Source organism: Nereida sp. MMG025 (genome assembly GCF_021654165.1).
Lineage (GTDB): Bacteria > Pseudomonadota > Alphaproteobacteria > Rhodobacterales > Rhodobacteraceae > Nereida.
Map to the genome: position 1 here is coordinate 75557 of NZ_JAKFZN010000001.1, position 11766 is coordinate 87322.

The following is an 11766-nucleotide window of genomic DNA, read 5'->3' on the forward strand; positions in this document are numbered from 1 at the left end:
GGTCTGGCCGTTCAGGCGGGGCGCACTTTCAAGATCGCGATGCGATTGGCGTCCCGCTGAACAACCTCGAACCGAAATCCGTGAAAGCTGAAAACCTGTCCCTCCATCGGGATGGACTGCGCTTCATGGATGACAAGGCCCGCAACGGTCACGGCTTCTTCGTCGGGCAGGTTCCAATCCAGGGCGCGGTTCACATCACGGATGGTCATACCGCCTTCCAACAGGTAATTTCCGTCACTGTCTGGCACAATCGTGGCGACTTCTTCGGGATCAAACTCGTCAGCGATTTCACCGACGATTTCTTCCAGAATGTCTTCGAGCGTGATCAATCCCTCAAGCGAGCCGTACTCATCCACTACCAACGCAAAATGGGTCCGACGGCGCAAAAACTCGCGCATTTGGTCATCAAGCGTCGTCGTTTCGGGCACAAAGTAGGGGCGCATCGCCACGTCCGTCACACTGAATTTCGCAAGGTCTTTGGGATTTGCGTCAGGGCCGCGCATCAATTTGTCGATGGCACGCAGCAGGTCCTTGGCATGGATGACCCCGATGATGTTTTCTGGTTCATCACGAAACACGGGCAAGCGGGTGTGGTTGCTGGCCAGGCATTGGCTCAGGATGGTTTCGGGGGGATCATCGGCGTTGATCATCTCGATGCCCGAGCGGTGAAGCATGATTTCTTCAACTGTGCGGTCACCAAGGTCCAGAGCGCCAAGGATACGGTCGCGGTCTTCTTTTTCAACAACGCCTTCAGAGTGGCCTAGTTGCAAAGCGCCTGCAATTTCTTCGCGCACGGCCAGAATATTGCTATCGGGGTCTGTCTGGATGCCAACCACACGCAGCACGCCGCGCACCAGAATGCGCACCAAGGACACGATGGGGGCGAAAACGCGGACCACAACCGAAATAGGCCCCGACACCATGCTGGCGGCGGTTTCGGCGTTGGTGATGGCGTAGGTTTTTGGCAGCACCTCTGCGAAGATCAAAACCAAAAGCGTCATGACAAGCGTCGCCAATGCAACGCCGCTTTCGCCGAAGGCCCGTGTCAGAAGGGCCGTGGCAAGCGATGTTGCAAGGATGTTGACAAGGTTGTTGCCCAGAAGGACCGAGCCAATCAGACGTTCGTTGTCTTCGGTGATCCGCAACGCACGTTCTGCGCCTTTTGATCCTTTGTCAGCCTGTGCGCGTAACTTGCCGCGCGATGCGGCTGTCAAAGCCGTTTCTGACCCAGAGAAGAACCCTGACAATACCAAAAGCAGGCCAATGCCGCCCGCCGTCAACCAAAAGGCCGTATCCACTTGAAAATCCTTTGTTACGTCTGTCTAGCTATGAAGGGCGTCGGTGGGGGAAATCAAGCCTCAGTCGCGCGATTTGGGCTGCTTTGCCAATGGGTGATGCTCTAACACCAGCTCTTTTAGCCGTTCATCCAGAACGTGGGTGTATATTTCCGTGGTGGCTACATCGGCGTGACCCAACAGCGTTTGAATGGCACGAAGGTCTGCACCACCCGCCAAAAGATGGGTTGCAAAGGCATGGCGCAGGGTGTGCGGCGTCACTTTGTCGGGGCTGACACCAGCGTGAACGGCCAGTTCCTTAATCAATAGATAAAACCGATGGCGGGTCAGATATCCGTCTTTGGACGGGGAGGGGAACAGAAAGCGTGACGTCGGTTTGCCTGCGGTGCGCGCGGTGTCTTGTGCGTCATCCCAGTCTTTCAAATAGGCCGCCAGTGCCTCGCGTGCGGGCGGCGAAAGCGGCACCATGCGTTCTTTGTCGCCTTTGCCGCGCACAAGCAACATTCTGGGATCACCCCGTGCTGCTGACACGGGCAAAGAAACCAGCTCGGTCACGCGCATCCCGGTGGCATAGAGAAGTTCCATCAAACAGGTGTTACGGATGCGATCAGCAGGGCTTCGCCCCAGTTCACGCGCAGCCGCCAACAGACGGTCAACCTCTTCGACACTCAGGGTTTTAGGCAGGGATTTCTGACGCCCGGGGCCACGAATTTCGATGGCTGGATTATCGCTGCGCAGGCCCTCTTCAAATGCAAAACGGTAGAGTTGTTTGATAGCAGACAAGCGGCGGGCGCGGGTTGATTGCGCCAGTCCGTTGGCTTCGCAAAAGATCAGGTAGTCTTCCACATCGCTTCGTGCGGCATTGGCAAAACTCAGCCCCTTGCGGTCTAACCACGCGTGGACGTCTTTGAGATCACGGGCATAGGCCATTTGGGTGTTCTTTGAGGCATCCAGTTCGGCCGCCTGCGCCTCAAGAAAGGATTGCACCCATATTATGTCTTGGCTCTGTGTCATGCAGTATCGTCAAGAAGCAGGATTTGCAGCGCCGCGCGTCGTGCCACATCTTCAAGGCCAACGCGTCTGAGGTGTGCAAGACCCAAGCTGATGTCGCGGATATCGCCTTGCGTGCCTTGTTCGACGATCGTGATTGCCCGTAAAATGCCTTCGCCAAGCCCATTGCTTTCAAGCAAGTCGCGTTCGGCGTTGTCCATGGAGGCGTTTGAAAATGCCTGAACAATGGCGCGTTCGGCTTGCGTCTTTGCCAGTGCGGCGTCCGGTGTGCCGTTGGCAACCGATACCGCGAAAGGAAGTGCTGTGGTTTGTGCGGTTTCGTATAGATCGGACAAAAGTGTTATCCTTGCCCGCGTTTGCATGGCGGCAGCGTCAAGCGGCAATCCTTGCAGTTTTTCCGCGTAGAGCCGCGCAAAGGCAACGCTGACCCCCAAACGGCCAGCGGCGTCCCAAGCGGATGCAAGTGCTGCCGATACCGCGGTTGGATCGCGTGTCGTGACCGCGACATCCAACGCTTGCCACGCGTCGATATCGTCCCAGACACCACCTGATGCCGAGGGGATGTTGGCCGTCAGCACACCCAACAATTGGTTGTCGGGTAGGCTGCCTGCACGCGACAATCGAAGGGCCGCATCAATTTGCGCGCGCCATCCATTGCGGTCTGTCAGATCGGTTGTCGCAAAAGCCAAGGGCAAGCTGCGTGTTGGCAAAGGGCTGCCTGTCGCCTCGCGCAAAACAAATTCAAGTGGGGTCAAGCGCGCCGTGGGCGCAAGCTCTGGCACGCTTTCGGCCAGTTCTGGATCCAGAAAAGCGGTCAACAACGCAGCTTGGGCGGTGGTCACCTGATCCAGCGCCTCTGCGGTGCGCAGGGTCAATGCCGCAGCCGACCAATCGCCAGTGCGCGCCAAACAAAACACCCGCGTTGGCACGGTCGGTTTTAGCCCCGGTTTCTGGCCTAATGCCGCACAAGCCGTATCTTCTGTGCCTGTCAGCAAGGCCAGATCAAACCACCGCATGAATAAAGCTGGCGTATCGGGGCCGACCTGAATCAGCAGCGCGTTTGCCGCTTCGACGTTGCCCATACGCAAAAGCGCATCGACACGCGCCAAGACCACATCCTGCGCAGGGGAGGTGGTGATCGGTGTTTCGGCCTCGGCAACCATCAGTGTAGTGAAAAGCTCTTGCAAAGCAGGCAGGCGCGGAACGCCCGTTGCGCCGATCAAGGCTGTCACCGTATCGGCTTGGCTGTCGCGCCAAAGTGATACCGGAAGCCCCGTTGTGGCACTGGGGGCCAGACCAACGGCTGTAATTGTTTGCGCCCCAAGCGGTTGCACGGTGACGGCAGGCGCTGTGGCGCTATCGGCGACATCGGGTTCGTCTATTTTCGGTGGTTCGGCGGCGGGCAGGGCAGTTTGGTCAGGTGTCGGCAGTTGCAATGAATCGCTGAGCCAATCGATAGACGCAATGGGGCCTTGGGTGTCTCCGGTGTCTTGGGCCGACGCAAAAGTCCCAAGGCTGCCGGCCAAGACAACCGCACAAAACCGGGCGCCTATGCGGTGCGCTGGCATCGTTATTGCACCTGCAATTGCACTGGTTTGGATACATCGACCTGCGACGGTTTGAATGCATCTTCCATCACAAGCGGACCGACATAGGCAAAAGCGACCAGCGCCAACAAGGCAAGAACTGCCAGATATCCGATATATTTGAAAAGTCGCCCGATCATTTCGTGTTTGCCCCAGTTCGTTTGCTATGGCGGGTCGCTCTTTTTTGCGGCGACCTCAGCCTTTGGCATCATTTATGCTGCCCTGCGTTTGCTACAATACCCAATACCCGCAATATAAAAAGATACCCACCACCGATTGGTGAATTTCTGAGCGTTATATATGGCCTTTTGCGCGGCTTCACGTCATTGAACGGTTCAAGCTGCGGTTTGAGCGGGTGGGCGCCTATTGCGTGCTGCGCCCAAATGCAAGACAACGCAGGCATGAGTGGACAAACGATGAGTGTTGGATTGAAAAAGACAGTTGTTTTGGTTGGCATGATGGGTGCGGGCAAAACGGCTGTGGGGCGCGCGCTTGCGGCGCGTCTGGGTGTCGGTTTTTTGGATAGTGACGCGGAAATCGAGGCGGCTGCGCATATGTCGATCAAGGAAATCTTTGACAGAGACGGCGAGGCCTTTTTCCGAATGCGTGAACGCGAAGTGATCGACCGCTTGCTTGGCGGTGATGCCTGTATTCTCTCAACGGGGGGCGGCGCTTTTTTGGCTGCGGAAAACCGTGCGCTGATTTCGAGCAAAGGGGTGTCGGTTTGCCTAAATGCGGACCTTGAATTGCTCTGGTCACGTGTGGCCCACAAAGACACACGCCCATTGCTTCAAACCGAAAACCCCAAACAAACGCTTTCGGATTTGTTCGACCAACGCGCACCGCTTTATGCCATGGCGGATGTGGTGGTCGACTGCGACCCACAGGCCAGTATCACCGAAATGGCTGAAAAAGTTGAGGCGGCGTTGATCGCGGCAGGCGGTATTCTGGAGGTCTCGGCATGACGATTGAAACGGTCCACGTTCCTTTGGGCGATCGCGCCTATAACGTGCGCATCGGGGCTGGATTGGTAACAGAGGCAGGTGCGCAGATTGCGCCGCTGTTGCGCCGCCCGAAGGTGTGTGTGGTGAGCGAAGAAAATGTGGCGGCTTTGCATCTTGGCGCATTACGCGACGGTCTGGCGCGTCAGGGCATCGAGGTAGAGGTCCTGATCCTTCCCGTCGGAGAGGGGACCAAAAGCTGGCCCTATCTCACGCAAACCGTGGAATGGCTGCTGGAACAAAAGGTAGAAAGATCCGATGTAATTGTCGCCTTTGGCGGCGGTGTGATTGGTGATTTGGTTGGGTTTGCGGCCGCTGTGTTGCGCCGTGGTGTGCGCTTTGTCCAAATCCCAACGTCGCTTCTGGCGCAGGTCGACAGCTCGGTTGGTGGTAAGACGGGGATTAATTCGGCGCAGGGTAAAAACCTGATCGGTGCGTTTCATCAACCTGCTTTGGTTTTGGCAGATGTCGATATTCTGGGAACCTTGCAGCCACGTGATTTTCTGGCGGGCTACGGCGAGGTCGTGAAATACGGATTGCTTGGCGATGCCACGTTTTTCGATTGGCTGGAAGAAAACGGCCCGGCGTTGGCCGCAGGCGATACGGCGCTGCGCCAGCAAGCGGTGAAACATTCGGTTCAGATGAAAGCGGACATCGTTGTGCGCGACGAGACCGAGCAGGGGGACCGCGCGCTTCTCAATCTCGGGCATACGTTCTGCCATGCGCTAGAGGCTGCGACAGGATATTCCGACAGGCTTTTGCACGGCGAAGGTGTTGCAATCGGCTGTGCGCTGGCCTTCGAGACATCCGCGCGCCTTGGCCTTTGCAGTCAGGAAGATCCAAGCCGCGTGCGTGCGCATCTTTCGCAGATGGGCATGAAAGTGGATTTGCGCGATATCGACGGCACTTTGCCGTCATCGGCTGCACTGTTAGGCCTGATGGGCCAGGACAAAAAGGTTGTCGATGGTCAGATCCGTTTCATCATGGCACGTGGCATTGGTCAGGCTTTTGTAACCTCTGATGTCGCGCTTGATGTGGTGCAATCGGTGCTAGACGATGCCGCACGCTAGCCGGGTTCTTATTGGCCTGTGTCTGCTGGTTTTGGTGGGCTGTGATACGGTCCGTTATGCAACCCTCGATGCAGCGGCCACCCTGCCACAAGGCGCCGCGCGGCAAGACGTTTTCATTTCTTCGCCGCCCGATCCTTTGGCACAATCCACCATCGCCGGTGCGCAACGACCCGATAAGCGGGAGTGGTCGCAATGGACCGTTTCGATTCCGCCGACACATGAGCGCGGTCAGATTGAATGGCTGCCAAGTCAGCGGGCCACAGCAAACAATTCATTCATTGTTGCGGCGGATAATAGATACCAAAACCGCGCATCGTTTATTGGCGACATTGCAAAAGCGGCCGCGGGCGGTGACGTGGTGGTTTATGTGCATGGCTTTAACACAACCGTGTCAGAGGCTGCGTTTCGTGCCGTGCAAATGAAGCATGATTTTGAACAAAGCCAACCATCGGTTGTGTTTGCATGGCCATCGGCGGCGGCGGCGGCGGGCTATCTGTATGACCGTGACAGCATTTTGTTTGCACGCGACGAGCTGCGCAATTTGGTCCGCGATTTAAGCGCGCGACGGGACGTCGACCGCGTTATTCTGGTCGCCCATTCCCTTGGTGCGGTTCTGGTAATGGAAACATTGCGTGACTTGCGACAAGAAACGCGGGCATCCGTGCGGGCGGTTGTGGGCGGCGTTGTTTTGATTGCGCCGGATGTGGATCCACAGGTCTTTCGCAGGCAGGCCAGCGCTATTGGAGACTTGCCGAACCCCTTTGTCGTGTTCACATCCCAACAGGACAGGGCGTTGCGTTTGTCGTCCCTTTTTGTGGGGGGGCAGCCGCGTTTGGGCACTTTGGACAGTATTGAGCAGTTGCGCGGCCTTGATATCACTTTGGTCGACATGAGTGCGATTGACAGCAATGAACCGCTTAATCATTTCCCAGTTGCGGGCTCGAAAGAGGTTGTCGATTTGATCCTGAAAATGAGAGATCGCGGCGGCCTTCAAACCCTTGGCACATATGTTGAGGTGCGCCGCCCACCGAGGGCCGAGATCCAATAGGCTTTTCTTTTTTTGAAGTGTAGAAAAGGAAAAGCCGCAGGTTTCAAACTGCGGCTTTCTAGAGGGCTGTTTGTTAGGCTTTGGAAACGGTTTTTCCTAGAACGGGATTTCGTCGTCCAGATCACTTGCCGGAGCAGGCGCACCGCCGCCGCCGCCTCCACCACCGCCGTAGCTTGGGCCGCTGTCATATCCGCCGCTTTGATCGGCCATATAGCCACCACCGCCGCCGCCGCCCATTTGGCCGCCACCACCTTCACCGCGACCATCCAGCATGGTCAGAGTTGATGTGTAGGGGCGCAGCACAACCTCTGTGCTATAGCGGTCCTGACCAGATTGGTCCTGCCATTTGCGGGTTTCCAGCTGACCTTCGATATACACCTTCGACCCTTTGCGCAGGTATTGTTCTGCGACGCGTGCAAGTGGTTCGCTGAAGATTGCGACGCTGTGCCATTCCGTGCGTTCACGGCGTTCGCCTGTGTTCTTATCTTTCCAGTTTTCGGATGTGGCGATGCGCAGGTTGCACACTTTGCCACCATTTTGGAACGTGCGCACTTCGGGATCACGTCCCAGATTCCCGATAATAATGACTTTGTTTACTGATCCAGCCATCGGCCTGTTCCTTTTGATTCCGTGCTTTGTAGCACCCTAAGAGTTAACGGCGGGTTTATGAACCACAAAGGGTAGCCCCCCGCCGAAAATTCGCTATATTTTGCGCAAACCAATAGTAAAGTTGGGTATAATGGCGGATAAAAACTGGGGATGGGACGGACGTGCAGTCGTCGCGATTGCATCGATCGTTGCCCTGACAGCGACAAGCGTTCCGACGCTTGCTGATACTTTAAGAGTGTCCTCTAAGTCGCGGGCATCACTGTTTAAATCACAGCTGGATGTTCTGGATAACAGGGCGTCCAAGCAATATGCCAATTCGGTGCGGTTGCAGCCGAAAGCAGCAGTTGTTCCCAAGACGACCACGACATCACACCGTTACACGGGTAAATATCGCGGTCCATATTTGACGATGGCGCGCAATGCTGCGCGCAAACACGACGTGCCAGAAGAGCTGTTTTTGCGACTGGTTCAGCAAGAATCCGCTTGGAAGCATAACGCCCGCTCGCATAAAGGGGCGATTGGTTTGGCGCAGCTTATGCCTGGGACGGCACGGTATTTGGGTGTGAATCCACGCGACCCCAGACAGAACCTTGAAGGGGGCGCCCGCTATTTGCGCGAGCAATATGAAACCTTTGGGTCATGGCGCCTTGCGCTTGCGGCCTATAACGCGGGCCCTGGTGCTGTTCAAAAACACGGTGGGGTGCCGCCCTTTCGCGAGACACGCAACTACGTCCGCAAAATCTACGGAAGCTGAGGCTGTTTGAAATAATGGCTTACACCTATGAGACCCCCGCCTTTTCAGGCGGGGTTTTTTTATTCAGCAGCGATTTTGATGACAGGTTCCATCGCGGCCAGTTCTGCATCTGACAGGTGGCATTTTACCTGATGTCCTTCGGCCAGAATGCGAACGGGGGGCACTTCTTTTTCACACAGACCGCCCGCCACTTTGTCTTTCCAGCCGCAGCGCGTTTGGAAGGGGCACCCCGACGGCGGGTTCATCGCAGAGGGGATATCGCCTTCTAACACCACATGCTTCTTTTCCACAGACGTGTCGGCGATTGGCACAGCCGACAAAAGCGCTTCGGTGTATGGGTGGTAGGGCGGCTGGAACACCTGTTCGGTCGTTCCCAATTCGACAACATGGCCCAGATACATAACCATAACGCGATCAGATAGATAGCGCACGATGCTCAGGTCGTGGCTGATAAACAGAAGAGTGGTTTTGTTCTTGCGCTGGATTTCCATCAACAGATCGGTAACAGCCGCCTGAACCGACACGTCAAGCGCAGAGACAGGTTCGTCGGCCACAACGATGCGCGCATCACCTGCAAAGGCGCGCGCGATGCCCACCCTTTGCTTTTGCCCGCCAGATAGCTGACGGGGCATGCGGTCCGCAAAGGCGCGGGGCAGTTTGACCAGATCCAGCAGTTCCAGCATGCGTTGACGCCGTTCGTCGGTGTTTTTGCCGACCTTGAAGATCTCTAGCGCACGGATGATTTGTGACCCGACGGTCATAGAAGGGTTCAACGTGTCAAACGGGTTTTGGAAAACCATCTGAACGTCTGCTACTGTTTTCGTGTCGCGGTTTTCGATCGGCGTGTTTCCGATAGATTTGTTGTCGAGAGTGATGCTGCCTTCGGTTGCGGTTTCCAGCCCCATGAGAACCTTCGCAAATGTAGACTTGCCACATCCAGATTCCCCGACGATGGCGAGTGTTTCCGATTCTCGGGCTTCAAAACTGAGGGTCTCGTTGGCTTTCACCACTTTTTTGTTGCCGCCGCCAAACAGTGCAGACGCCGCCACTTCGTAGTATTTCTTGAGGTTATCCATCTTCAGGACAACGTCACCAATCTCGCCTTTGGTCTTGGTTTCGGCCAGTTCCAAAGGCGCGTCCCAATCGATTTCTTCAAACCGAAGGCAGCGGGTTTTGTGGCGTTCGACGCCTTGAACCTCATGCATCTTGATGTCGCCAGCGTCGCAGCGGCCAGCCTCAAAATAATCGCAGCGTGGACCGAAATTACATCCGTTTGGGCGTTCATGGGGCAGGGGGAAGTTGCCCGGGATCGCGATTAGGGGACGCGCGTTTTTATCGGCTCCGGGCAGCGGGATCGACCGGAAAAGCGCTTGGGTATAGGGATGCTGCATCTGGTCAAAGACGTCTTCGATACTGCCCGTTTCGACCGCTTCGCCGGAATACATCACACAAATGCGGTCACAGGTTTCCAGCACCAGCCCGAGGTTATGGCTGATAAAGAGCATGGACGTGCCGTATTTTTTGCCAAGGTCTTTGACCAACTCGACCACGGCGGCTTCGACAGTGACGTCCAACGCCGTCGTCGGCTCATCGAGGATCAAAAGCGAGGGGTTCGCCATCAGTGCCATCGCAATCACGATGCGTTGTTGTTGGCCGCCAGACAGCTGGTGGGGATAGCTGTTGAGCATGCGGGCGGGGTCTGGCAGTTTGACGTCCTCAACCACCTCAAGCGCGCGTCTGTAGGCTTCGTCCTCGGAGACCCCTTCGTGGATCATCGGGACTTCCATCAACTGTTTGCCGATTTTCATAGCAGGGTTCAGCGAAGCCATCGGTTCTTGATAGATCATTGCGATCTCGGAGCCGCGGATTTTACTGAGCTGTTCAAGCGTCATTTGGCCCAGATCTTGGCCTTTAAACTTGATCGAGCCGCCGACGATGCGACCGTTCACGCCCAGATCCTGCATCACACCAAGGGCCACCGTGGATTTGCCGCATCCTGATTCACCGACCAATCCCATCGCTTCGCCTGGCATGACGCGGCACGAGAAGTCCATCACGGCCGGGATTTCGCGCAAGCGCGTGAAGAAAGAAATCGATAGATCTTCGATCTCGAGGATCGGTCCGTCATAGGGTTCACGTTGTGGCATGGTCTGCCTCCTTTATCGGTTGCGGACTGGGGCGCTGCCCCAGACCCCGAGGTATTTGTTCAACAATGAAGATCAGTCTTTGAGACTTTCTTCACGCAAGCCATCGGCCAGCAGGTTCAGGCCCAAAACGAGCGTCATCAGAGCGATGGCAGGGGGCACGGCAATATGTGCTGCAAAGCTGATTTGGCCCTTGCCTGCATTGATGGTGCTGCCCCAGTCGGAGCTTTCGGGACTTACGCCCAACCCGAAGAAGCCCAATGTGCCCAAAAGGATGGTGGTGTAGCCGATACGCAGGCAGAAATCGACCAGCAAGGGGCCACGTGCGTTGGGCAGAATTTCCCACAGCATGATGTACCACGGGCCCTCACCGCGTGTTTGGGCTGCGGCCACATAGTCGCGCGTCTGGATGTCCAGCACCATGCCGCGCACGATGCGAAAAACGGTGGGCGAGTTTACAAACACAACCGAGATAAACACGATCAGTTGGTTGCCTTGCATTGTGATCATGCCCAAGGGATCTGCGTCCCACGCAAGGCCCAGATACACCCATCCGCCCAGAACCACGACGGTGCCAACCAGCATGTTTCGCAGGGGTGGTTGGGTATAATAGCGGCTGTTGAGCAAGATCACGAGGAAGATGATGGGGAAGAGGAACAGCAGCCCCGCCATGTAACGTGGGATACCTGAGTTCACAATTTCCGGCGTGACCAGAAGAAAGAACAGCAAGATCACGGGGAAGGACAATACGAGGTTCGCGATAAAGCTGAGGATCGTGTCGAGCTTGCCTGCGAAGTAGCCTGCAGGCAGGCCAAGGATGATCCCCGCCATGAATGCGAACAGCGTGGCTGCAGGTGCAATTTTTAGCACCTCGCGAGAGCCCATGACCATACGGCTGAACACATCGCGGCCCAAGATATCGCCGCCAAGCAGGAAGTAGCTATACCCAAAATCATCCGGATTGGGGATCGCCGTGCCGGGGGCCTTGCGGCGCATCGACGATATAACGTCTTCGATGGGATGGAAGGTCGCGATCATATCGGCCAGGAATGCGGTAAAGACCCAAAAGAGGACAAGAAAGAGGCCGACCATACCCACAGGGCTGTCAAAGAGTTTCCCGTAAAGGCCAAGCTTGCGTTTGAATGTGATCGACACCGCAAAGGTGATGATCAGGGCGACCCAAACGGGCATGAACTGGATGAACATGCTCCAGATGATCTGAGCGGTGCTAAGAGGTTCCATTGATCA

11 protein-coding genes are annotated in these 11766 nt (G+C 56.3%); 4 read left to right on the forward strand and 7 right to left on the reverse strand.

From position 1 onward, the window contains the following. Positions 1 to 11 precede the first annotated feature (11 nt). The 4 genes from L1065_RS00405 to L1065_RS00420 are packed head-to-tail and all read right to left on the reverse strand — an operon-like array spanning position 12 to position 4032. On the reverse strand, positions 12 to 1298 hold the full coding sequence (locus L1065_RS00405) for a CNNM domain-containing protein (RefSeq protein WP_237093467.1): 1287 nt from the start codon (positions 1296 to 1298) through the stop codon (positions 12 to 14). A gap of 60 nt (positions 1299 to 1358) precedes the next feature. Then, complete coding sequence (locus L1065_RS00410) at positions 1359 to 2309, reverse strand: site-specific tyrosine recombinase XerD (protein WP_237093468.1); 951 nt, start codon at positions 2307 to 2309, stop codon at positions 1359 to 1361. Then, positions 2306 to 3874 carry a hypothetical protein gene (locus tag L1065_RS00415; protein ID WP_237093469.1) on the reverse strand — a complete coding sequence of 523 codons (1569 nt, stop codon included), beginning with the start codon at positions 3872 to 3874 and terminating at the stop codon, positions 2306 to 2308. Before L1065_RS00415 ends, L1065_RS00410 begins: the two co-directional genes overlap by 4 nt. A gap of 2 nt (positions 3875 to 3876) precedes the next feature. Next, positions 3877 to 4032, reverse strand: coding sequence for a hypothetical protein (locus tag L1065_RS00420; protein ID WP_237093470.1), 156 nt, complete (start codon positions 4030 to 4032; stop codon positions 3877 to 3879). Positions 4033 to 4293: 261 nt separating this feature from the next. Here L1065_RS00420 and L1065_RS00425 point away from each other — a divergent pair, with 261 nt between their 5' ends. From L1065_RS00425 to L1065_RS00435, 3 genes are read left to right on the forward strand one after another with little or no spacing between them, the layout of a single operon-like run. Continuing rightward, on the forward strand, positions 4294 to 4857 hold the full coding sequence (locus L1065_RS00425; protein WP_237093471.1) for a shikimate kinase: 564 nt from the start codon (positions 4294 to 4296) through the stop codon (positions 4855 to 4857). After that, positions 4854 to 5963 carry a 3-dehydroquinate synthase gene (aroB, locus tag L1065_RS00430; protein ID WP_237093472.1) on the forward strand — a complete coding sequence of 370 codons (1110 nt, stop codon included), beginning with the start codon at positions 4854 to 4856 and terminating at the stop codon, positions 5961 to 5963. The genes L1065_RS00425 and aroB overlap by 4 nt, the downstream gene beginning before the upstream one ends. Continuing rightward, complete coding sequence (locus tag L1065_RS00435; protein WP_237093473.1) at positions 5950 to 7011, forward strand: alpha/beta hydrolase; 1062 nt, start codon at positions 5950 to 5952, stop codon at positions 7009 to 7011. Before aroB ends, L1065_RS00435 begins: the two co-directional genes overlap by 14 nt. Positions 7012 to 7107: 96 nt before the next feature. Here L1065_RS00435 and ssb read toward each other — a convergent pair whose 3' ends face one another. After that, on the reverse strand, positions 7108 to 7620 hold the full coding sequence (gene ssb, locus L1065_RS00440; protein WP_237093474.1) for a single-stranded DNA-binding protein: 513 nt from the start codon (positions 7618 to 7620) through the stop codon (positions 7108 to 7110). Between the two features lie 130 nt (positions 7621 to 7750). On the opposite strand from ssb, the gene L1065_RS00445 reads away from it, so the two are divergent. Beyond that, complete coding sequence (locus tag L1065_RS00445) at positions 7751 to 8374, forward strand: lytic transglycosylase domain-containing protein (protein WP_237093475.1); 624 nt, start codon at positions 7751 to 7753, stop codon at positions 8372 to 8374. 59 nt (positions 8375 to 8433) lie between these two features. Here the strand turns inward: L1065_RS00445 and L1065_RS00450 are convergent, their stop codons facing one another. After that, positions 8434 to 10521, reverse strand: coding sequence for an ABC transporter ATP-binding protein (locus tag L1065_RS00450; protein WP_237093476.1), 2088 nt, complete (start codon positions 10519 to 10521; stop codon positions 8434 to 8436). A 72-nt stretch (positions 10522 to 10593) separates the two neighbouring features. Further along, positions 10594 to 11760 carry an ABC transporter permease gene (locus tag L1065_RS00455; RefSeq protein ID WP_237093477.1) on the reverse strand — a complete coding sequence of 389 codons (1167 nt, stop codon included), beginning with the start codon at positions 11758 to 11760 and terminating at the stop codon, positions 10594 to 10596. Between the last annotated feature and the right edge of the window lie 6 nt (positions 11761 to 11766).

Coding starts and splice junctions, on each gene's coding strand:
- L1065_RS00415 (WP_237093469.1), bottom strand. CDS start 3,874: ATGCCAGCGCACCGCATAGGCGCCCGGTTTTGTGCGGTTGTCTTGGCC.
- ssb (WP_237093474.1), bottom strand. CDS start 7,620: ATGGCTGGATCAGTAAACAAAGTCATTATTATCGGGAATCTGGGACGT.
- L1065_RS00435 (WP_237093473.1), top strand. CDS start 5,950: ATGCCGCACGCTAGCCGGGTTCTTATTGGCCTGTGTCTGCTGGTTTTG.
- L1065_RS00450 (WP_237093476.1), bottom strand. CDS start 10,521: ATGCCACAACGTGAACCCTATGACGGACCGATCCTCGAGATCGAAGAT.
- L1065_RS00455 (WP_237093477.1), bottom strand. CDS start 11,760: ATGGAACCTCTTAGCACCGCTCAGATCATCTGGAGCATGTTCATCCAG.
- L1065_RS00445 (WP_237093475.1), top strand. CDS start 7,751: ATGGCGGATAAAAACTGGGGATGGGACGGACGTGCAGTCGTCGCGATT.
- L1065_RS00410 (WP_237093468.1), bottom strand. CDS start 2,309: ATGACACAGAGCCAAGACATAATATGGGTGCAATCCTTTCTTGAGGCG.
- L1065_RS00425 (WP_237093471.1), top strand. CDS start 4,294: ATGAGTGGACAAACGATGAGTGTTGGATTGAAAAAGACAGTTGTTTTG.
- L1065_RS00420 (WP_237093470.1), bottom strand. CDS start 4,032: ATGATCGGGCGACTTTTCAAATATATCGGATATCTGGCAGTTCTTGCC.
- aroB (WP_237093472.1), top strand. CDS start 4,854: ATGACGATTGAAACGGTCCACGTTCCTTTGGGCGATCGCGCCTATAAC.